The 21572-nt window shown below is 52.5% G+C and carries 17 protein-coding genes and 1 pseudogene; 13 read left to right on the top strand and 5 right to left on the bottom strand.

Going from position 1 to position 21572, the window contains the following annotated elements:
- Positions 1 to 44 precede the first annotated feature (44 nt).
- From sdaC to queF, 3 genes are all read right to left on the bottom strand, one after another.
- The gene (gene sdaC, locus ACLJPE_RS11280) at positions 45 to 1334 is read right to left on the bottom strand and encodes an HAAAP family serine/threonine permease SdaC (protein WP_000450462.1); all 1290 of its coding nucleotides are present in this window, start codon (positions 1332 to 1334) and stop codon (positions 45 to 47) included.
- Between the two features lie 564 nt (positions 1335 to 1898).
- Positions 1899 to 3263 (bottom strand): nucleotide 5'-monophosphate nucleosidase PpnN, encoded by a 1365-nt coding sequence (ppnN, locus tag ACLJPE_RS11285; RefSeq protein ID WP_000627973.1) that lies wholly within the window; start codon positions 3261 to 3263, stop codon positions 1899 to 1901.
- A gap of 113 nt (positions 3264 to 3376) precedes the next feature.
- On the bottom strand, positions 3377 to 4225 hold the full coding sequence (gene queF, locus ACLJPE_RS11290; protein WP_000100465.1) for an NADPH-dependent 7-cyano-7-deazaguanine reductase QueF: 849 nt from the start codon (positions 4223 to 4225) through the stop codon (positions 3377 to 3379).
- Between the two features lie 68 nt (positions 4226 to 4293).
- Between queF and syd the strand changes: the two genes are divergently transcribed.
- The 8 genes from syd (at position 4294) to ACLJPE_RS11330 (ending at position 12787) form a co-directional block, all read left to right on the top strand.
- The gene (gene syd, locus ACLJPE_RS11295; protein WP_000343990.1) at positions 4294 to 4839 is read left to right on the top strand and encodes a SecY-interacting protein; all 546 of its coding nucleotides are present in this window, start codon (positions 4294 to 4296) and stop codon (positions 4837 to 4839) included.
- Between the two features lie 611 nt (positions 4840 to 5450).
- Positions 5451 to 5780, top strand: coding sequence for a YqcC family protein (locus ACLJPE_RS11300; RefSeq protein ID WP_000207010.1), 330 nt, complete (start codon positions 5451 to 5453; stop codon positions 5778 to 5780).
- On the top strand, positions 5780 to 6562 hold the full coding sequence (gene truC, locus ACLJPE_RS11305) for a tRNA pseudouridine(65) synthase TruC (RefSeq protein ID WP_000890030.1): 783 nt from the start codon (positions 5780 to 5782) through the stop codon (positions 6560 to 6562). Before ACLJPE_RS11300 ends, truC begins: the two co-directional genes overlap by 1 nt.
- A gap of 18 nt (positions 6563 to 6580) precedes the next feature.
- Positions 6581 to 7030 carry a flavodoxin gene (locus tag ACLJPE_RS11310; protein WP_000807739.1) on the top strand — a complete coding sequence of 150 codons (450 nt, stop codon included), beginning with the start codon at positions 6581 to 6583 and terminating at the stop codon, positions 7028 to 7030.
- A gap of 480 nt (positions 7031 to 7510) precedes the next feature.
- Positions 7511 to 8869 carry a galactarate/glucarate/glycerate transporter GudP gene (gene gudP, locus ACLJPE_RS11315; RefSeq protein ID WP_000097015.1) on the top strand — a complete coding sequence of 453 codons (1359 nt, stop codon included), beginning with the start codon at positions 7511 to 7513 and terminating at the stop codon, positions 8867 to 8869.
- Entirely contained in the window at positions 8866 to 10206 is a 1341-nt protein-coding gene (locus tag ACLJPE_RS11320) for an enolase C-terminal domain-like protein (RefSeq protein WP_000211804.1), read from the top strand. The genes gudP and ACLJPE_RS11320 overlap by 4 nt, the downstream gene beginning before the upstream one ends.
- Before the next feature lie 20 nt (positions 10207 to 10226).
- A complete protein-coding gene (gene gudD, locus ACLJPE_RS11325) occupies positions 10227 to 11567 on the top strand; it encodes a glucarate dehydratase (RefSeq protein WP_000107113.1) in 1341 nt (446 codons plus the stop codon).
- Between the two features lie 77 nt (positions 11568 to 11644).
- Complete coding sequence (locus ACLJPE_RS11330; RefSeq protein WP_039512792.1) at positions 11645 to 12787, top strand: glycerate kinase; 1143 nt, start codon at positions 11645 to 11647, stop codon at positions 12785 to 12787.
- Positions 12788 to 12830: 43 nt separating this feature from the next.
- Here ACLJPE_RS11330 and barA read toward each other — a convergent pair whose 3' ends face one another.
- A complete protein-coding gene (barA, locus tag ACLJPE_RS11335) occupies positions 12831 to 15587 on the bottom strand; it encodes a two-component sensor histidine kinase BarA (protein WP_000186400.1) in 2757 nt (918 codons plus the stop codon).
- 57 nt (positions 15588 to 15644) lie between these two features.
- Between barA and rlmD the strand changes: the two genes are divergently transcribed.
- The 4 genes from rlmD (at position 15645) to ACLJPE_RS11355 (ending at position 19929) form a co-directional block, all read left to right on the top strand.
- Entirely contained in the window at positions 15645 to 16940 is a 1296-nt protein-coding gene (rlmD, locus tag ACLJPE_RS11340) for a 23S rRNA (uracil(1939)-C(5))-methyltransferase RlmD (RefSeq protein ID WP_000046866.1), read from the top strand.
- Positions 16941 to 16991: 51 nt separating this feature from the next.
- The gene (gene relA / locus ACLJPE_RS11345; RefSeq protein WP_000226841.1) at positions 16992 to 19226 is read left to right on the top strand and encodes a GTP diphosphokinase; all 2235 of its coding nucleotides are present in this window, start codon (positions 16992 to 16994) and stop codon (positions 19224 to 19226) included.
- Positions 19227 to 19310: 84 nt separating this feature from the next.
- Positions 19311 to 19667 (top strand): type II toxin-antitoxin system ParD family antitoxin, encoded by a 357-nt coding sequence (locus tag ACLJPE_RS11350; RefSeq protein WP_072102670.1) that lies wholly within the window; start codon positions 19311 to 19313, stop codon positions 19665 to 19667.
- A complete protein-coding gene (locus ACLJPE_RS11355) occupies positions 19633 to 19929 on the top strand; it encodes a type II toxin-antitoxin system RelE/ParE family toxin (protein WP_001261199.1) in 297 nt (98 codons plus the stop codon). Before ACLJPE_RS11350 ends, ACLJPE_RS11355 begins: the two co-directional genes overlap by 35 nt.
- A gap of 18 nt (positions 19930 to 19947) precedes the next feature.
- Here the strand turns inward: ACLJPE_RS11355 and ACLJPE_RS11360 are convergent.
- A pseudogene (locus tag ACLJPE_RS11360) lies at positions 19948 to 20091 on the bottom strand (fimbrial protein SteA); the annotation flags it as partial.
- A 593-nt stretch (positions 20092 to 20684) separates the two neighbouring features.
- Between ACLJPE_RS11360 and mazG the strand changes: the two are divergent.
- Positions 20685 to 21485, top strand: a complete 801-nt coding sequence (gene mazG, locus ACLJPE_RS11365) for a nucleoside triphosphate pyrophosphohydrolase (RefSeq protein ID WP_023233373.1) — start codon at positions 20685 to 20687, stop codon at positions 21483 to 21485.
- The last annotated feature ends 87 nt before the right edge of the window (positions 21486 to 21572 follow it).

The raw sequence follows: 21572 nt of genomic DNA on the forward strand, positions 1-21572 counted from the left end.
GGTTGTATCATAGAGAAGCGCCGCGGTAAGCGGCGCTAAAGGACTTAGCTGAACAGTGAGTAGAAAATAGCGGAGATGGCAATCAGGCCCATAATCACAACGAATACGTTGCTGATATGACCGCTGTACTTACGCATTGCCGGTACTTTCTGGATGGCATACATCGGCATCAGGAACAGAATCATCGCGATGATCGGGCCGCCCAGGGTTTCAATCATGCCCAGGATGCTGGGGTTCAGCGTCGCCACAATCCAGGTGGTGACCAGCATGAACAGCGCGGTAATTTTATTCAGTTTGTTGATTTCGATGGATTTACCTTTACCACGCAGCGATTTAATCACCATACCGTTAAAGCCTTCACGCGCGCCCAGGTAGTGGCCGAGGAAGGATTTGGTGATAGCAATCATCGCAATGATCGGCGCCATCCAGGCGATGATCGGCGCGTTAAAGTGGTTCGCCAGGTAAGACAGAATAGAGATGTTCTGCTCTTTTGCCGCCGCCAGATCTGCCGGCGTCAGGCTCAGCACGCAGCTGAAGACGAAGAACATCACGGTCAGCACCATCATGATGTGGGCGAAGGCCAGAATTTTAGAACATTTCTTCTCAGCGCCTTCACCGTACTCTTCACGCTTCGCAACCGCGAAGGAGGAGATGATCGGGGAGTGGTTGAAAGAGAAAACCATCACCGGAATCGCCAGCCACAGCGTCATCCACAGACCGTTACCGGTAGACGCGGCGGAATCAAAGGACAGCGTTTCCAGCGCCGCGCCGTTCCACTGCGGGATCAGGTACAAGGCCAGCAGCATCAGCGCAGCGACGAACGGGAATACCAGGATACTCATCGCCTTAACGATCATTTGCTCGCCGAAGCGCACGATGGTCATCATGCCAACAATCAGGATCAGGGAAAGAATCGCCCGCGGCGGCGGATTAATCGCTAACTGGTGGGTCAGGAAGCTTTCCACGGTATTAGTAATCGCCACGCTGTAAACCAGCAGGATGGGGTAAATCGCGAAGAAGTAGAGCAGGGTAATCAGTTTACCTGCGCCGATACCGAAGTGTTCCTCAACGACTTCAGTGATGTCTTCACCCGGGTTTTTACCGGACAGCACGAAGCGGGTTAAACCACGGTGTGCGAAAAAGGTCATCGGGAAAGCGAGAATCGCCATGATGATGAGCGGAATCATGCCGCCGACGCCTGCGTTGATCGGCAGGAACAGAACGCCCGCGCCGATTGCCGTGCCGTAAAGGCCCAGCATCCACATGGTATCCGTTTTGCGCCATGCGCTTCGAGAGTCAATCGAAGCAATAGTGCTGGTCTGAGTGGTTTCCATCTATTTCTCCTGGAGGATGCTAAAAATCAGGTTGCTGGTCTAATCCAATGAAAAAAGACCTGATCGTAAAATGAAATCTGCTTAGGGACGCTTTTTATATAATTTTTCGCCGTAATAATTTTCGGGCGGAAAGATACATTTAAGTGATGAATCTATCAGTGATCCCGATCTCAAATGCAATAATCCGCTTCTTACATGGATAAATTTGGACCATTAATCTATAAAAAAAACGTCATAACGAATTTCCGGGCGCGAAGGCTACCATTAACGATATAAGGCCGGAAAGATTGGGGCGCAAGATACGGAGGTTTGACTATAAAAATCAAGGTTTTTAGTGAATTCTGGCGAAGAATAAGAGTTTGAACCGATAAATCACGGTAAGAGGAGTGAGGTAAACGTTTGCCTGGCAATCTATTTATGGTGAATTATAAATGGTGTTTATAAAACAATGCGGGCTATGCCTCTGATGATCATCATAAAAAATGAAGGCATACGTTAATCGCCATACCGCAATGAAAGGAATGGGGGAAGCGCCCGGCTGCTGGCGGCAACCGGGCATAAGCGCTAAGCGCAGATCTCGTAACAGGGGATGTAGGCGGAACCTGGCAATTTCATACGATGCTGCGCGACGAATCCCTGCAGCAGATCGTCCATGCGACGCATCATCTCTCGATCGCCGTGGATTTTATACGGACCATTAGCTTCAATGGCGCGTATCCCGACCTCCTTCACGTTCCCCGCGACAATACCGGAGAAGGCGCGCCGCAGATCCGCCGCCAGAATTTCAACCGGCTGATCCGGGTACAGTTTCAGGTTGGCCATATTCTCATGCGACGGCTCAAACGGCACCTGCAGATCCGGTGCAATACGCATCGACCAGTTAAAACTATAGGCGTCGCCGGTATCGCGGCGATTCTCTTTCACTTGCGGCATCGCTTTCTTCATCAGCCGCGCTACCTCCGCCGCATCGTCAATGATGATGCGGTAATGACGGCGGGCCGCTTCGCCCAGCGTATGGGTAATAAACTCATCCAGCACGCGGAAGTAATCGGCGCTCTCTTTTGGTCCGGTCAGGATCAGCGGCAGCACCTGATTTTTATTGGCTGGATTCATCAGAATCCCCAGCAAATAAAGCAGCTCTTCCGCCGTACCCACGCCGCCCGGGAAGATGATGATACCGTGTGCGATACGGACGAACGCTTCCAGGCGTTTTTCGATATCCGGCATGATGATCAGTTCGTTCACCAGCGGGTTAGGCGGTTCAGCCGCAATAATGGAAGGTTCAGTCATGCCGATAAAGCGGCTGTCTTTATAACGCTGCTGCGCGTGACCGACCGCCGCGCCCTTCATGGGGGCTTCCATCGCCCCAGGGCCGCAGCCGGTGCAGATGTTCAGCTCGCGTAATCCCAACTGTGTGCCGACGCGACGGGCATACAGGTACTCGTTTTCGTTAATTGAGTGGCCGCCCCAGCATACCACCATGTTTGGCGCTTCGCCGACGTGCAGCGCCCGGGCGTTGCGCAAAATGGAGAACACCAGATTGGTGATATGTGTTGAGCTTTCAAGATCCAGATGCTGGAAACGACCGGCATTGTGGATCTGCCCATTCACAAAGAGAATGTCGCGCAGCACCGCGAACAGGTTAGCCTGTAGCGCACGAATAATCCGCCCGTCAACAAAGGCGTCTTCAGGCGGATTAATCAATTCCAGCTTCACGCCGCGCTCGCGGCGCAGCACGTTAATATCGAAATTTTCAAAGCGGGACAGCAGCTCTTTGCTGTTGTCGGTCAGGCTGCCGGAGTTAAGAACGGCAAGTGAACAGTTACGAAACAGTTGATACAGGTCGCTACTGGCCGTGCGTTTCAGCATGTCCACTTCCAGTTGCGACAACATATCCATTGAGCCAAGCGGGCTAATATGTGTAATCAAGTAAACTCCTTATGGGACGCAACACGCCATTCCCTGTTGATTACAATAGCCCTGGCTGATGACCTTTCACAACCTTACATGCGCAATCCGGCACGCAAAATTGACAAAAAAGATTACTGACGCGCCAGCCTGCCCGTGGCGGGCACAAAATCGGCATTGCTGCGCCAGGGATTAATGTCCAGCCCGCCGCGGCGGGTATAGCGCGCATAAACGCTTAACGTTTCCGGCTGGCAGAAGCGCAGAATGTCATTAAAAATACGCTCTACGCACTGCTCGTGAAATTCATTATGGTGACGGAAGGAGACCAGATAACGCAGCAGTTTTTCCCTGTCGATTTTGCGCCCGCGATACTGAATTTGTATTGAGCCCCAGTCCGGTTGGTGGGTGATCAGGCAGTTGGATTTCAGCAGATGACTGACCAGCGTCTCCTCTACTTGCTTCTCGCCGCTGACCGCATGTTGCAGATAGTCGGTAGTAAACTGGTAGTTGTCGATACTGATATCCTGATCGTCAATACAGGTGCCGTGGAAATGGGCGACAGGCTGTCCTTCCAGCTCATCAAGACGATGAAGCCTCACGCTAACGTTGCCCTGCGCGCAGGCGCGCAGATCGCGCTCCAGCGTCTGGCGCACCGTCTCCCAGGTGTCAAAGCGCGTCTGGTTAAAGCTGTTCAGATACAGTTTAAAGCTTTTGGATTCGATTAAATTAACGCTGGTGTAATCCAGTTCGACATGCCCGACGGCGACCTGCGGAAGACCACGGCTGTTAAGCCAGGAAAGTTCATACAACGTCCAGATATCCGCGCCGTGGAACGGCAAATTATCGGCTGTTAATCCGAGCGGGTCGCGATTCAAACTGCGCGGTACGCCCTGCAGCAGGCTGGCGTCATAATTGTCCCGGTAATCCGTTGATTTTCCGAGAGTCAGGCCATCGAGAGCCTGATGGTTTTCATAAGAAGACATGTTTCACCGTCATAAACCAGATACACTATGCGCCAAGTGTATCCTGGCTTTTATGAAGAGAGAAACTGGTGGACGAACTGACAGCGCAGGCATTGAAAGCCTTTACGACGCGTTACTGCGACGCGTGGCAAGAAAAACACGGTAGCTGGCCGTTGAGCGAAGAACTGTATGGCGTACCTTCTCCGTGCATTATTTCTTCAACCCGCGATGCCGTTTACTGGCAGCCGCAACCTTTTGAAGGCGAAGAAAATGTAAACGCGGTTGAACGCGCCTTCGATATTATGGTACAACCTGCGCTCCACGCGTTTTACACCACGCAGTTTGCTGGCGACATGCCCGCGCAGTTCGCGGATGAAAAGCTTACGCTACTGCAAACCTGGAGTCAGGATGACTTTCGGCGCGTGCAGGAAAATCTGATAGGCCACCTGGTCACGCAAAAGCGGCTCAAGCTTCCTCCCACGCTTTTTATTGCGACGCAGGAAAATGAGCTTGAGGTCATTTCGGTCTGTAATCTGTCCGGCGAGGTGATTAAAGAAACGCTGGGCACCCGCAATCGTACCGTTCTTGCCGCAACGCTTGCGGAATTCCTTACGCAACTTAATCCTCTTCTGTAATCGTTTGCCCTAACAGGTGTGAGAGATCTCTTACAAAGTCTGTAGGAGATCGCCAGGATATCAGCGGATACTGAGTCCCGTTTTCTTATGTAAGTCTATATAAAACAACCTGTTAAAATGTTTTTGCGCACTTTCATATGAAAATTTACTTAAGGTATTGTCTGTAGGTGTCTTGTAAGACAAGGTGAAACAGGCGATTCTATCTTCGTCGACAGGGAGTCGTACAACGAAGCGAACGTCAGGATGATGACGCTTCAGCAGGACACGCCAGGATGGTGTTACAAGGAAAGGCTTCAGGATGAAGCAAAGTGGAAAGCGCAGGATGCGTTAAAGGACACCTCCAGGACGGAGAACGAGAGCCGATCAGGATGTTCGGCGGGTCTGGATGACCAGGGACGCTTCAGGAAGAAGCTATCACATCGGGCGATGTGCGCAGGATGCAAACGTTCAGGATGAACAGGCCGTAAGGTCACAGGAAAAGTTGTCACGGATGAGCAGGGAGCACGAAAAGTAGCTGGAATGCTGCGAAACGAACCGGGAGCACTGTTTATACAGTGCTCCCTTTTTTTTGTTATTCTTCGCGCCAGATTTTCATCATTGAGGTTTTTAACATGACGACTCATGACCGTGTGCGTCAGCAGTTACATGCGCTTGAAACGCTGCTGCGCGAGCATCGCCACTGGCGGCTGGATGCGCCGCAGGCGCACCTGTTTACCAGCACCCAACCATTTTTTATGGATACCATGGAACCGCTGGAATGGCTGCAATGGGTATTGATCCCACGTATGCATACCCTACTTGATAATGCGCAGCCACTGCCCGAGGCGTTTGCCGTCGCCCCTTATTATGAAATGGCGCTGGCGGCGGATCATCCGCAGAGGGAGGCGATCCTGGCGGTTTTGCAGGATCTGGATGCGCTATTCGTCCGCGATAAATCCTGATGCTGGAGATCCTCTATCAAGACCCGTGGCTGGTTGCCGTGAATAAACCCGCAGGCTGGCTTGTTCACCGGAGCTGGCTGGATCGCGACGAAAAAGTCGTGGTCATGCAAACGGTGCGCGACCAAATCGGCCAGCATGTTTTTACCGCCCACCGTCTCGACAGACCCACGTCGGGCGTACTGTTAATGGGGCTGTCCAGCGAAGCGGGACGCCGTCTGGCGCAGCAGTTCGAGCAGCACCACATCCGTAAACGCTACCATGCCATTGTGCGCGGCTGGCTGATGGATGACGCAGTACTGGATTATCCGCTGGTGGAAGAGCGCGATAAAATTGCTGATAAATTCGCCCGCGAGGATAAAGCGCCCCAGCCGGCTGTAACGCAGTATCGCGGACTGGCGACGGTCGAAATGGCGGTGCCGACCGGACGTTATCCCACCACGCGTTATGGTCTGGTTGAGCTGGAACCAAAAACGGGACGCAAGCACCAGCTTCGCCGTCATCTGGCGCATCTGCGTCATCCTATCATCGGCGACAGCAAGCATGGCGATTTGCGACAAAACCGCAGCGCAGCGGAACATTTTGCCTGTCGTCGCCTGATGCTTCATGCCAGTCGGCTTGAACTGACGCACCCCTTCACCGGACAGCCGTTGATGATTCAGGCCGGGTTGGATGAAACCTGGATGCAGGCGCTGACACAGTTTGGCTGGCGTGGACTTCTCCCTGACAATGAAAGGGTTGAGTTTACGGCGGCGTCCCGGCAGGATGAGACTCATCAGGCATAATTCAGGGAGATACGCATAATGGCGGAAATTGGTATTTTTGTCGGGACCATGTATGGCAACTCACTGCTGGTGGCGGAAGAAGCGGAAGCGATCCTCGCCAGACAGGGCCACAGCGCGACCGTGTTTGAAGATCCTGAACTGTCCGACTGGCAGCAATATCAGGATAAGGTTGCGCTGGTCGTTACCTCGACGACCGGGCAGGGCGATCTACCGGATAGCATTGCGCCGCTCTTTCACGGCATTAAAGATACAGTCGGTTTTCAACCAAACCTGCGTTACGGGGTGATTGCGCTAGGTGATAGCAGCTACCCCAATTTCTGTAATGGCGGCAAACAGTTTGATGCCCTGTTGCAGGAGCAAAGCGCGCAGCGGGTGGGGGAGATGCTATTCATTGACGCCAGCGAACATCCGGAGCCGGAGAGCCAGTCCAATCCCTGGGTTGAAAACTGGGGAACTTTACTTTCCTGAGGTAAATCCCTCCCCCTACGGGAGGGTACCTTTTCGTTTGCTTGCGTTGCCAGTAAGCAAAATCACGACCTGTATACAGTGTAAAGTAACTGAATCGTGTTAGCTTTGGGCATATGCCCGCAAAAGCGGCAGTTTTTTACGGGCGTTTTCATGTAATCAAGCGACCTGTTTCACATTCTTCTCTTTTTACTCCTCCTGCGTCGACGCCTGGCGCCTTCTGATTTCATTTCCGTGAAGTGGCTTCCACTGTCCTGGGCTTTTGCCATAAACAGGCGTAATTCATCGCCAAAATACTGTGTTGTTGCACGGTGAGTGTGTGTGGCGCGCTTTTTATACTTCTCCTGCCAGTGAATAAAAGCATGCAGCGTGCAAAGCAAACGACCTAATAAAAGCTGCAACAAGGAAACGTTATCTCTGATTCCCTACCGGTTGTGCAGTTCAGAGTGAGCGTAGCTAACGCGAAATTTCAGGAGTGCAACAATGAGTTCATTAAGTCACGCGGCGAGTAGTGCGGAGAAACGCACGAACGCCCGCTACTGGATAGTGGTGATGCTGTTTATCGTCACATCCTTCAACTACGGCGACCGCGCCACATTGTCCATTGCCGGCTCAGAAATGGCCAAAGATATCGGCCTTGATCCGGTAGGCATGGGCTATGTTTTTTCTGCTTTTTCATGGGCCTATGTTATCGGGCAGATCCCGGGCGGCTGGCTGCTGGACCGCTTTGGTTCCAAACGCGTCTATTTCTGGTCTATTTTCATTTGGTCAGTCTTCACCCTGTTGCAGGGTTTTGTCGATATCTTTAGTGGTTTCGGCATTATTGTCGCCCTCTTTACGCTTCGTTTCCTGGTTGGTCTGGCGGAATCGCCTTCTTTCCCGGGCAACAGTCGCATCGTTGCAGCCTGGTTCCCGGCGCAGGAGAGGGGAACGGCAGTGGCCATCTTTAACTCCGCGCAATACTTTGCCACGGTTATTTTCGCGCCGATTATGGGTTGGCTGACGCACGAAGTGGGCTGGTCGCATGTCTTCTTCTTTATGGGCGGGTTAGGGATCATCATCAGCTTTATCTGGTTGAAAGTTATCCATGAACCAAATAACCATCCGGGCGTAAATAAGAAAGAGTTGGAGTACATCGCAGAAGGCGGCGCGCTGATCAATATGGATCAGAAAGACACCAAAGCGAAAGTACCGTTTAGCGTCAAATGGGGCCAGATCAAACAGCTGCTGGGCTCTCGTATGATGATTGGCGTTTACATCGGTCAGTACTGTATTAACGCATTGACCTATTTCTTTATTACCTGGTTCCCGGTCTATTTGGTCCAGGCGCGCGGCATGTCGATTCTCAAAGCGGGCTTTGTCGCCTCGGTTCCTGCGGTCTGCGGCTTTATCGGCGGCGTGTTGGGCGGCATCATTTCCGACTGGCTGATGCGTCGTACTGGCTCCCTGAATATCGCGCGCAAGACGCCGATTGTGCTGGGGATGTTGCTGTCAATGGTTATGGTGTTCTGTAACTATGTGAACGTGGAATGGATGATCATCGGCTTTATGGCGTTGGCCTTCTTCGGTAAAGGTATCGGCGCGTTGGGCTGGGCAGTAATGGCGGATACCGCGCCGAAAGAGATCAGCGGTCTTTCCGGCGGCTTGTTTAATATGTTCGGCAATATCTCCGGTATTGTGACGCCAATCGCGATTGGTTACATCGTTGGCACCACCGGTTCCTTCAACGGCGCGTTGATCTATGTCGGCGTACATGCCCTGGTGGCCATCATCAGCTATCTGGTGCTGGTAGGCGATATTAAGCGTATTGAACTGAAACCTGTCGCAGGACAATTATCATGACAACGCAATCCAGTCCCGTTATTACGGACATGAAGGTCATTCCGGTTGCCGGACATGACAGTATGCTACTCAACATCGGCGGCGCGCATAACGCGTACTTCACCCGTAACATCGTCGTCCTCACCGATAACGCCGGGCATACTGGCGTCGGTGAGGCGCCGGGCGGAGAAGTGATTTATCAGACGCTGGTCGATGCTATTCCGATGGTATTAGGCCAGGAAGTCGCCCGCCTGAACAAAGTGGTGCAGCAGGTGCATAAAGGCAACCAGGCCGCTGATTTTGACACCTTTGGTAAAGGCGCATGGACGTTTGAACTGCGGGTTAACGCGGTGGCGGCTTTGGAAGCGGCGCTGCTTGATCTACTGGGACAGGCGCTTAATGTGCCGGTCTGTGAACTGTTAGGACCCGGTAAACAGCGCGATGCCGTCACCGTGTTAGGCTATCTCTTCTATATTGGCGATCGTACTAAAACCGATCTGCCGTATCTGGAAAGCACGCCGGGCAGTCATGAATGGTACCGTCTGCGCCATCAGGAAGCGCTGAACAGCGACGCGGTCGTGCGGCTGGCGGAAGCGTCTCAGGATCGCTACGGTTTTAAAGATTTTAAACTCAAGGGCGGCGTGCTGCCGGGCGAACAAGAGATTGATACCGTTCGCGCGCTAAAAAAACGCTTCCCGGACGCGCGTATTACCGTGGATCCGAACGGCGCCTGGCTACTGGATGAAGCCATTGCGTTGTGCAAAGGGCTGAATGATGTACTGACCTACGCGGAAGATCCGTGCGGCGCGGAGCAAGGATTCTCTGGTCGTGAAGTCATGGCGGAGTTCCGCCGTGCTACAGGACTGCCGGTAGCGACCAATATGATTGCCACCAACTGGCGTGAAATGGGACACGCGGCGATGCTCAATGCGGTAGACATTCCTCTTGCCGACCCGCATTTCTGGACTCTCACCGGCGCCGTTCGCGTGGCGCAACTGTGCGATGACTGGGGGCTAACCTGGGGCTGCCATTCGAATAACCATTTTGATATTTCACTGGCGATGTTTACCCATGTCGGCGCGGCGGCGCCAGGCAAACCCACCGCTATTGATACGCACTGGATCTGGCAGGAGGGCGATTGCCGCCTGACTAAAAATCCGCTGGAAATTAAAAACGGCAAAATTGCCGTTCCGGATGCGCCAGGACTGGGCGTGGAGCTTGACTGGGAACAGGTGCGAAAAGCGCATGACGCGTATAAAACGCTGCCAGGCGGCGCGCGTAATGATGCAGGCCCGATGCAATACCTGATCCCCGGCTGGACTTTTGACCGCAAACGCCCTGTTTTTGGTCGTCACTAATTCTGAATAAGGACACAGTTATGAGTACTCAATTTACGACGCCTGTAGTGACTGAAATGCAGGTTATCCCGGTTGCGGGCCATGACAGTATGCTGATGAACCTGAGCGGCGCGCATGCCCCGTTCTTCACGCGCAACATCGTCATTATTAAAGATAACTCCGGTCATACCGGGGTTGGCGAGATTCCGGGCGGCGAAAAAATTCGCAAAACGCTGGAAGATGCGATCCCACTGGTGGTGGGAAAAACGCTGGGTGAATATAAAAATGTCCTGACCGCCGTTCGCAACCAGTTTGCCGATCGCGATGCGGGCGGACGCGGTTTACAAACGTTCGATCTCCGTACCACTATCCATGTGGTGACTGGTATTGAAGCGGCAATGCTTGACCTTTTAGGCCAACATCTGGGCGTCAACGTCGCTTCGCTGTTAGGCGACGGTCAGCAGCGCAGCGAAGTCGAAATGCTGGGTTATCTGTTCTTTGTCGGCAATCGCAAGGCCACGCCGCTGCCGTATCAGAGCCAGCCGGATGAGCAATGCGACTGGTATCGTCTGCGCCATGAAGAGGCGATGACGCCGGAAACGGTAGTGCGTCTGGCGGAAGCCGCCTATGAAAAATACGGCTTCAACGACTTCAAACTGAAAGGCGGCGTGCTGGCGGGCGAAGAAGAGGCCGAGTCAATCGTGGCGCTGGCGAAACGTTTCCCACAAGCGCGCGTCACGCTCGATCCAAACGGTGCCTGGTCGCTGAACGAAGCGATCAGCATTGGTAAATACCTGAAAGGTTCTCTGGCCTATGCAGAAGATCCGTGCGGCGCGGAGCAGGGTTTTTCCGGACGTGAAGTGATGGCGGAATTCCGTCGCGCGACTGGATTACCGACGGCCACCAATATGATAGCGACCGACTGGCGTCAAATGGGGCATACGCTGTCGCTGCAATCCGTCGATATCCCGCTGGCGGACCCGCACTTCTGGACTATGCAAGGCTCTGTACGCGTGGCGCAAATGTGTCATGAGTTCGGTCTGACCTGGGGCTCGCACTCTAACAACCACTTTGATATTTCGTTGGCGATGTTTACCCATGTTGCCGCGGCGGCGCCGGGCAAGATCACCGCGATCGATACCCACTGGATCTGGCAGGAAGGCAACCAACGTCTGACTAAAGAACCGTTTGAAATTAAAGGCGGCATGGTGCAAGTACCGACCAAACCGGGGCTGGGCGTTGAGCTCGATATGGATCAGGTGATGAAAGCGCATGAGCTTTATCAAAAGCATGGCTTAGGCGCGCGTGACGACGCGATGGGAATGCAGTACTTAATTCCTGGCTGGACGTTTGATAATAAGCGTCCTTGCATGGTGCGTTAAGTCAGAGCCGGTTCCGTAAGGAACCGGTCCTTCTCTGGGTGTATGCTTAACAGGATCAACATGCGTAAGGACGACTTATGAAAATAGTGATCGCACCAGACTCGTATAAGGAAAGTTTGAGTGCTCTTGAGGTAGCGACCGCCATTGAACAAGGATTTCGCGAGATCTGGCCTGACGCCGATTACCTGAAATTACCGCTGGCTGATGGCGGAGAAGGTACTGTCGAAGCGATGGTTGAAGCGACGGCGGGTCGAATCGTGCATGTTGAGGTCACCGGGCCGTTGGGGCATCGCGTCAATGCGTTTTATGGGCTTTCCGGCGATGCGCGTTCCGCGTTCATTGAAATGGCGGCCGCCAGTGGGCTGGAGCAGGTACCGCCCGCGCAACGCGATCCGTTGAAGACCACATCATGGGGAACCGGCGAGCTGATCCGTCATGCGCTGGATGCGGGCGTTGAGCATATCATTATTGGTATCGGCGGTAGCGCCACCAACGATGGCGGCGCGGGGATGGTGCAGGCGCTGGGGGCCAGGCTACGGGATGCGCAGGGCAATGATATTGTGCAAGGCGGCATTGGGCTGGAAACACTCGCCAGCATTGATATCAGCGGCCTGGATAAGCGTTTGTCGGCGTGTCATATAGAGGTCGCCTGCGATGTCACGAATCCCCTTACCGGCAAAGAGGGCGCGTCTGCGGTTTTTGGTCCGCAAAAAGGGGCGACGCCGGAAATGATTGAACGCCTGGATACGGCATTGACTCGCTATGCGCATTTGATTGTCCGCGATCTGCATGTCGATGTGTTGGATCTGGCAGGCGGCGGCGCGGCAGGCGGCATGGGGGCGGCGTTATACGCGTTTTGCGGCGCGCAGCTACGGCGTGGTATTGAGATTGTCACCGATGCGCTTCATCTGGAAGCGTGTCTTGCGGATGCTGATTTAGTCATCACCGGCGAGGGGCGCATCGACAGCCAGACCATTCACGGTAAAGTCCCTATTGGCGTGGCAAACATCGCCAAACGGTATAACAAGCCGGTAATTGGTATTGCGGGTAGCCTGACGGCGGATGTTGGCGTGGTTCATGAACATGGGCTTGATGCCGTTTTCAGCGTGATTTATACCATCTGTACGCTGGAGGACGCGCTGAAGAATGCGAGTGAAAACGTACGAATGACCGCGCGCAACGTGGCTGCAACGCTGAAAGCGGGGCAACAGTTACGCTGAGTTGTAGGCCGGATAAGGCGGTCATGCCGCCATCCGGCGAATATCAGCCCAATATCTTCTTCGCTTCACGCGCGACATTATCCATCTCATCCAGCAGCTCCAGAAACTCAGGCTCCAGCTCCTCTTCGTGGACGCCGCTGCGAAGCTGTTGCTCAATAAGCTGGCAAAGGTTCTTCATCCGCGGTACGCCGCTATAGCCGCAGCTCCCGTGTAGCTTATGGACCAGATCGACCAGACCGTTGGGATTTTCTCCCACCAGTTGTTCTTCAATTTTGTTGCGCACTTCCGGCAGAAAATCAATCAGCATTTGCAGCATATCCCGCGCCAGATCGGGCTTACCGGCAGCCTGGCGGAGCGCAAGCTGCCAGTCGAGCGTCGCATTCGGATTGAAGATAAATTCAGCCGGTTCCGGCGCCATCAGGCGCGCTGCTACGTTGGCGCCGGGTTTATAGCGCAGCAACAGATTATGCAACTTCTCTTCTTCTATCGGTTTAGCCAGATAGTCGTTCATGCCCGCGCTGAGCAACTTCTCTTTTTGCCCGGCCATCGCATGTGCCGTAACGGCAATAACCGGTGTTTGCTGCTGATGAGGAAGCTGGTGAATCAATTCGCAGGCGCGTATGCCGTCCATATCTGGCATCTGAATATCCATCAAAATCAGATCAAACTGCATTTGTTTCGCCCGATCCACCGCCTGATGTCCGCTATCACAAAGCTCTACGTGCTGGACTTTATCTTCCAGTAACGCGCCGATAAGCTTCAGATTGGCGGGATTATCATCAACCGCCATAACCGTCATGGTGATTTTACTGGTATCCATTAGCAGCGGTTCAGGATGGTGATTCAACTGGCAATATTCCGTCAGCGCTGGCAACAGGCGCGTTGACGTCAATGGTTTTAACAGACAGGCCGCCGCGCCTCCTTGTTTCAGCTTTTCGGCGTTAATTTGCGCATGGCAAGGTAGCGCCAGCAGTAGAAAGTCCGTCATTGACGCCGCTTTCGCCAGACGTTCATGCTGCATGGTGAGCGGCTCGCGGAAGGTCACCGGAACGCTCAAAATCATAATATCGTAGTGCGCTAACGGCAGCGCGGAGAAGGTCGGGCTGTAAACCACCTCCACCGGCGTGTCGCTCAGTAGATCCAGGGTACATTGCGCGGCGGTAGCATTCGGTTCGACATAAGCCAGCCGTTTTCCAGCCAGACATGCGGTCGACGGCCCGTCAATAATAACATTTGGGTTAAGATCAAGATTAATATGAAACCAGAAGGTCGAGCCGCGATTAGGCTGGCTGTGGAAAGAGATATCCCCGCCCATTTCGTTGACCAGCTTTTGCGTAATCACCAGCCCAAGCCCGGTGCCGCCGTGACGGCGAGAAATACTGGCATCGGCCTGGCGAAACGCCTGAAACAGTCGCGACTGGTCGCGTTCTGGAATGCCGATCCCCGTATCGCGGATCTGCACTTCAATCTGTACTTTGGTGTTACTGAGCGCCCGCTTTTCTACCAGAATATCGATATTGCCACTCTCGGTGAACTTAATGGCATTACCCACCAGATTAGTAATGACCTGTTGCAGGCGCAGCGGGTCGCCAATCACATTATCCGGGACGTCGTTTTTAATATTTAACGTCAACTCCAGCCCTTTATCATGCGACGAGTGGGCCAGCAGCGTAACCACTTCATCCAGCGTGTTGCGCAGTGGAAAAGGGATACTTTCCAGAATGAGCTTACCGGCTTCCAGCTTGGAGAAATCGAGCACGTCATTAATGATTGCCAGCAGATTATTCGCGGAACGCTCAATGGTGTTCAGATGGTCACGCTGGGTGGGGTTCAGCTCCGTTTTTAATGTCAGGCGGGTAAAGCCAATGACGCCGTTCAGCGGCGTTCGCAGTTCGTGAGACATGTTCGCCAGGAACTCCGACTTAATACGCGCCGCTTCCTGGGCACGCTTTTTCGCCAGATCCAGCTCAACGTTTTGGATTTCCATCTGCTCAAGGGTTTCACGCAGGTCCGAAGTGGCCTGATCGATATTATGCTGCATCTCTTCGTGATAGGCGGCAAGCGACATCGCCATGGAATTAATGCCGTTTTTCAGCATGTCCAGTTCGCCCAGCATAAATCCTTCCACACGGCTATCCAGTTGTCCGCGGCGAATGCGGTCAACGGTATTCACCATATTACGGATAGGCCCGGTGACATCGCGCATAAGCCGCCAGCCAAAGATCAGCGCAATGCCAATACAAAAAAGCATCATCACGCTGGAGATAAAAATCTCTTTGTATTGCTGTAGCCTTACCGACTTGAGATCCAGTTCAAGCGCCACATACCCCAGCATATTTTTGGTATTTTTCGCGTCGGCAATGGCTGACTCGTCCGGCGAATAGCTCTCCGAGATAATCGGAGTGCGCAGAATCATAATATCGCCGTGGCGATCGACGCTCAGACGACGTGGAAACGGCGCTCCGGCGGGAAGCTGCATCTGTGAGGGGTCCAGATGGAAATTAGACGTTACAAACAGACGGTTATGATCGTCATAAACGGAAATCGCCCGCACAATATCAGAGTGTCTGCGGTGCAGGACGCTGATAAGTTGGCCGATAGACTCCCGGTTTTGTAAGTTCATACCATATTCGCTGGAGACGGCGAGCGGTTCAATAATACTGGCGCCGGCATCTTCCAGTTGACGCTGCAGGTCGTTATAGCGGTGCACTACAAAAAAGATACTGAGCAGCAAACCTATCAGGACGGTCGGGGCCAGGATCAGAATCATCATGCGTGCGCGCAGGCTGTAGTTGGTCATGGAGTTCCGTTATGGGACAATTAGGGTCACACTGTTAAATTGAGAAAAAGCTGGTCGATGGCGCAATTCTACTCTGCAAAACGGCGCGTGACGACGCGTCAGATCATAACCGTTAAAGTCAATGACCTCGATTCATTTGGTCAGGGCGTAGCCCGTCATAACGGAAAGGCGCTGTTTATCCCCGGTTTATTGCCTGAGGAAAGCGCAGAAGTCATTCTTACAGAAGATAAAAAGCAATTTGCCCGCGCACGCGTTTCGCGCCGTTTGAATGATAGCCCGGAACGAGAAACGCCGCGCTGCCCGCATTTTGGCGTCTGCGGCGGTTGTCAGCAACAGCATGTCAGCATCACCCTGCAACAACGCAGCAAAAGCGCGGCGCTGGCGCGTTTGATGAAACACGAGGTGAATGACATCATCGCCGGCGAGCCCTGGGGTTATCGGCGTCGTGCGCGGTTAAGTCTGAATTGCCTGCCGGATAAACCGCTGCAAATGGGATTTCGCAAAGCGGGTTCCAGCGATATCGTCAATGTCGAACAGTGCCCTGTTTTGGCGCCCCAGCTTGAAGCATTGCTGCCCCGAATCAGGGCGTGTCTGGCGAGTTTACACGGCACCCGACATCTTGGGCATGTTGAGCTGGTACAGGCGGGAAGCGGTACGCTGATGATTCTGCGCCATACCGCGCCATTGAGTGCGGCGGATAAAGAAAAACTGGAACGCTTTTCGCATTCTGAGGGATTGTCTCTGTTTCTGGCGCCGTTTAGCGAGATACTGGAAACGGTATCTGGCGAGGCGCCCTGGTATGATTCGCACGGCTTACGTTTAGCCTTCAGTCCGCGAGACTTTATTCAGGTTAATGAGGTGGTAAACCAGCAAATGGTCGCACGCGCGCTGGAGTGGCTTGATGTGCGCGCCGAGGATCGTGTCCTGGATCTGTTCTGCGGAATGGGGAATTTTACGCTGCCGCTGGCAACGTGCGCGGCAAGCGTGGTAGGGGTTGAGGGCGTTCCGGCGCTGGTAGAAAAAGGCCGTGAAAACGCCATCCGCAATGGTTTACATAATGTGACATTCTTCCATGAGAACCTGGAGGAAGATGTCACGAAGCAGCCGTGGGCGAAAAACGGCTTTGACAAAGTCTTACTCGATCCTGCGCGTGCGGGGGCTACAGGAGTGATGCGACATATTATAAAATTAAAACCTATTCGCATTGTTTATGTATCCTGTAACCCGGCGACGCTGGCGCGCGATAGTGAAGCGCTGGTCAATGCGGGATATGAGGTTACGCGTTTAGCGATGCTCGACATGTTCCCGCACACAGGACATCTGGAATCAATGGTTCTGTTCGAGCGCATGTAATGATTACCGGCTTACCGACTTCGGTAGGCCTGGTCCCTTAAGGAGAGGACGATGGTCGCGGTAAGAAGTGCACATATTAATAAAGCTGGTGAATTTGATCCGAAGAAGTGGATCGCAAGCCTGGGAATTTCCAGCCAGCAGTCGTGTGAGCGCTTAGCCGAAACCTGGGCGTATTGCCTGCAACAGACACAAGGACATCCGGATGCGGATCTGTTGCTGTGGCGTGGCGTGGAGATGGTAGAAATTCTTTCCACGCTGAGTATGGATATCGACACGCTGCGGGCGGCGCTACTGTTCCCTCTGGCCGACGCCAACGTAGTCAGCGAAGATGTACTGCGCGAAAGCGTCGGCAAATCTATCGTTACCCTGATTCATGGCGTGCGCGATATGGCGGCGATCCGTCAGCTAAACGCCACTCATAACGACTCTGTTTCTTCGGAGCAGGTTGATAACGTCCGTCGAATGTTATTGGCGATGGTGGATGATTTCCGCTGCGTGGTGATCAAACTGGCCGAGCGAATCGCTCATTTGCGCGAAGTGAAAGAGGCGCCGGAAGATGAGCGCGTGCTGGCGGCGAAAGAATGTACCAACATCTATGCGCCGCTCGCTAATCGTCTGGGCATCGGGCAACTGAAGTGGGAACTGGAAGACTACTGTTTCCGCTACCTGCATCCGGCGGAATACAAACGCATCGCCAAACTGCTGCATGAGCGCCGTCTCGATCGCGAACATTACATCGAAGAGTTTGTTGGACATCTGCGCGCCGAAATGAAAAACGAAGGCGTGCAGGCGGAAGTCTACGGACGACCAAAACATATTTATAGCATCTGGCGCAAAATGCAGAAAAAGCATCTGGCGTTTGATGAACTCTTTGACGTGCGCGCCGTGCGTATCGTCGCTGAACGTCTGCAAGACTGCTACGCCGCGTTGGGGATAGTGCATACGCACTATCGCCACCTGCCGGATGAATTCGATGATTATGTTGCTAACCCGAAACCGAACGGTTACCAGTCTATCCACACCGTGGTCCTGGGGCCGGGCGGTAAAACCGTTGAGATCCAGATTCGTACCAAACAGATGCATGAAGACGCCGAACTGGGCGTGGCGGCGCACTGGAAGTATAAAGAAGGCGCCGCGTCCGGCGGCGTGCGTTCCGGTCATGAAGACAGAATTGCGTGGCTGCGTAAGCTGATCGCCTGGCAGGAAGAGATGGCCGATTCCGGCGAAATGCTGGATGAAGTGCGCAGCCAGGTGTTTGACGATCGGGTCTACGTTTTTACGCCAAAAGGCGACGTGGTTGACTTGCCTGCCGGTTCTACGCCGCTCGATTTTGCTTACCACATCCACAGCGATGTCGGGCACCGCTGCATTGGCGCTAAAATCGGCGGCCGTATTGTGCCATTCACCTATCAGTTGCAGATGGGCGATCAGGTTGAAATTATCACGCAGAAGCAGCCGAATCCCAGCCGCGACTGGCTGAATCCAAACCTGGGCTATGTGACGACCAGCCGCGGGCGCTCGAAAATTCACGCCTGGTTCCGTAAACAGGACCGTGACAAAAATATCCTGGCTGGACGGCAGATCCTCGACGATGAGCTGGCGCATTTAGGGATTAGCCTGAAAGAGGCCGAGAAACATCTGCTGCCGCGCTACAACTTTAATGAGCTGGAAGAGTTGCTGGCGGCGATAGGCGGCGGCGATATCCGTCTTAATCAGATGGTGAATTTCCTGCAATCACAGTTCAATAAGCCGAGTGCAGAGGAGCAGGATGCAGCAGCGCTGAAACAGCTTCAGCAAAAAACATACGCGCCGCAAAATCGTCGTAAAGACGACGGGCGCGTGGTGGTAGAAGGCGTGGGTAATTTGATGCACCACATTGCCCGCTGCTGCCAGCCGATTCCGGGGGATGAAATTGTCGGCTTCATTACTCAGGGGCGGGGGATTTCCGTGCACCGGGCCGATTGCGAACAGTTGGCGGAACTGCGCTCACATGCGCCGGAGCGGATCGTAGAGGCGGTATGGGGCGAAAGCTACTCGGCGGGATATTCGCTGGTGGTGCGCGTCCAGGCCAACGATCGCAGCGGTTTATTGCGTGATATCACCACCATTCTGGCTAACGAAAAAGTCAACGTGCTGGGCGTCGCCAGCCGCAGCGACATTAAGCAGCAGATCGCCACCATTGATATGACCATCGAGATCTACAACCTGCAGGTGCTGGGCCGCGTGCTCGGTAAGCTGAACCAGGTGCCGGATGTGATTGATGCACGGCGACTGCACGGGGGGTAAACCCCAGACAGTAATAATGTAGCGGCTTTGCTACTCGTTCAGCAAAGCCGCATTAACCAACCCCATAAGCATGAGATATGGGGTATGTTTTTGACGTACATTTCATTTCCGGTGTACTCTTATGTAAGATTTATACTTACAGTGGAGGCTGTTATGGCCAGAACAATGACCGTTGATCTTGGTGATGAACTGCGCGAGTTTATTGAATCGCTCATAGAATCAGGTGATTACAGAACACAAAGTGAAGTGATCAGAGAGTCTCTTCGTCTGCTGAGGGAAAAACAGGCCGAGTCACGACTTCAGGCGTTACGTGAACTTCTGGCTGAAGGTCTGAACAGCGGAGAGCCCCAGGCTTGGGAAAAGGACGCCTTTTTACGGAAGGTCAAAACAGGGATGATCAAACCCGGTGAGAACGGTAAAATTAACGCCAAAGGCCAGTGAAGATCTGGAAAATATCTGGCATTACGGCTGGCTGTATTTTGGCGAAATACAGGCCGATCGATATATTAATCATCTATCAGAAATATTCAGCATCATGAGTGCCAATAACATTGGCACGCCTCGACCTGAACTGGGTGAATACATTTATGCCTTACCGTTTGAAAGGCATATTATCTATTTTATACAATCAGTTACGGAAGTTATCGTGATACGTATTCTGAGCCAGAATCAGGATGCTGGTAAGCATGTAAATTGGTTATAGCCTTTTTATCTAAAAAACAAGTGTGATTGAGCAGGGGGAATCAACAATATTACCAAGGAAAGTGACCTTTGCTGTGTTGCTACCCGCGGCTTGAGCGCCGGAGACAATTCCCATAACTAAAGATGCAGTTACTGCCAGTTTACAAAAATGAGATGACTTCATCGTGTTATCCTTAATTAACGTGTTTTATGGCAACATTTTGTACGCGTATACCAAGGGATATGCGGCATAGAGCCATGCTGCGGGCTTTGGGTAAAAAATAGGTCATAATAAATATATTATATTTCTACATTTTTATGAGTTTATTCTTATGAGCTGAATGATCGTACAGGCTCATAGAATATTATATGTAATACTTTCAATATATTTATTTCATGTATGTTCCAGAAAAAAATAAAAAAAGCCGTCTTTTTTGAATATTAAACTGGCGTGCATGCTACTCGTTTTTCCGTAAAAGTGAAATAATTTATTTTTTTGAAAGGGAAGGCTCTTTGGGTGGGGTGCTTATAGCGTTTGCTTAATTGATGTTATTTATAATGCCTGGTGCAAATATCTGTTTTTTTAATAAGTTATTTATATGATTATTATATTGTTGTGTATCGATTAATAATTTTAAAATTATACGGGAGAGGTAGCGTTCAACACCTGTTAACAATATATTTTATTATATAGGCGTTGCCGTAGTGTCTCTGTGCGTGAATGGTTAAGAATAATACGTTACAATTGTCGCTAGTATTTACAACCGATTAAAAACCATGACAACTAACTATCAAATTGACCGTCTTCTCACCCTCATGCAGCGCCTGCGTGACCCGGAAAACGGCTGCCCGTGGGATAAAGAGCAGACCTTCGCCAGCATCGCGCCTTATACGCTGGAAGAAACCTATGAAGTACTGGATGCGATTGCGCGTGAGGATTTTGACGATTTGCGCGGCGAACTGGGCGACCTGTTGTTCCAGGTGGTGTTTTACGCGCAGATGGCGCAGGAAGAAGGCCGCTTCGATTTTAATGATATCTGCGCTGCCATCAGCGACAAGCTGGAGCGCCGCCATCCGCATGTTTTTGGCGAGCTTTCCGCGGATAATAGCGAAGAAGTCTTAGCTCGCTGGGAGCAAATCAAAACGGAAGAGCGCGCGCAAAAAGCGCAGCATTCCGCGCTGGACGATATTCCGCGCAGCTTACCGGCCTTAATGCGCGCGCAAAAAATCCAGAAACGGTGTTCAAACGTGGGCTTTGACTGGACGACGCTGGGACCTGTCGTCGGTAAGGTCTATGAAGAGATCGATGAGGTGATGTTCGAGGCGCGGCAGGCGGTTGTTGATCAGGCTAAACTGGAAGAGGAAATGGGCGATTTGCTCTTTGCCACGGTCAACATGGCGCGTCATTTAGGTACGAAAGCGGAGCTCGCTTTGCAAAAAGCGAACGATAAATTTGAACGTCGTTTTCGCGAAGTTGAACGTATTGTCGCAGCCAGAGGCCTGGAAATGACCGGGGTGGACCTGGAAACAATGGAAGAAGTTTGGCAGGAAGTAAAACGCCAGGAAATTGATCTCTAAAGGTTTTAGGCGGTCAAGAGCGATTTGTGTGATTTTTTAAATAACAAGCGCTTGATTTACGTCAAAAACATTTACCTCAAAGGGGCT

Origin of the sequence: Salmonella sp. SAL04196, assembly GCF_046550835.1 — a bacterium.
GTDB classification, from domain to species: domain Bacteria; phylum Pseudomonadota; class Gammaproteobacteria; order Enterobacterales; family Enterobacteriaceae; genus Salmonella; species Salmonella enterica.

Bases quoted from the DNA above. Each gene is read 5' to 3' on its own strand.
- sdaC (WP_000450462.1), bottom strand. From the start codon at position 1,334: ATGGAAACCACTCAGACCAGCACTATTGCTTCGATTGACTCTCGAAGC.
- queF (WP_000100465.1), bottom strand. From the start codon at position 4,225: ATGTCTTCTTATGAAAACCATCAGGCTCTCGATGGCCTGACTCTCGGA.
- ACLJPE_RS11300 (WP_000207010.1), top strand. From the start codon at position 5,451: ATGACGACTCATGACCGTGTGCGTCAGCAGTTACATGCGCTTGAAACG.
- truC (WP_000890030.1), top strand. From the start codon at position 5,780: ATGCTGGAGATCCTCTATCAAGACCCGTGGCTGGTTGCCGTGAATAAA.
- ACLJPE_RS11310 (WP_000807739.1), top strand. From the start codon at position 6,581: ATGGCGGAAATTGGTATTTTTGTCGGGACCATGTATGGCAACTCACTG.
- gudP (WP_000097015.1), top strand. From the start codon at position 7,511: ATGAGTTCATTAAGTCACGCGGCGAGTAGTGCGGAGAAACGCACGAAC.
- ACLJPE_RS11320 (WP_000211804.1), top strand. From the start codon at position 8,866: ATGACAACGCAATCCAGTCCCGTTATTACGGACATGAAGGTCATTCCG.
- gudD (WP_000107113.1), top strand. From the start codon at position 10,227: ATGAGTACTCAATTTACGACGCCTGTAGTGACTGAAATGCAGGTTATC.
- ACLJPE_RS11330 (WP_039512792.1), top strand. From the start codon at position 11,645: ATGAAAATAGTGATCGCACCAGACTCGTATAAGGAAAGTTTGAGTGCT.
- barA (WP_000186400.1), bottom strand. From the start codon at position 15,587: ATGACCAACTACAGCCTGCGCGCACGCATGATGATTCTGATCCTGGCC.
- rlmD (WP_000046866.1), top strand. From the start codon at position 15,645: ATGGCGCAATTCTACTCTGCAAAACGGCGCGTGACGACGCGTCAGATC.
- relA (WP_000226841.1), top strand. From the start codon at position 16,992: ATGGTCGCGGTAAGAAGTGCACATATTAATAAAGCTGGTGAATTTGAT.
- ACLJPE_RS11350 (WP_072102670.1), top strand. From the start codon at position 19,311: ATGTTTTTGACGTACATTTCATTTCCGGTGTACTCTTATGTAAGATTT.
- mazG (WP_023233373.1), top strand. From the start codon at position 20,685: ATGACAACTAACTATCAAATTGACCGTCTTCTCACCCTCATGCAGCGC.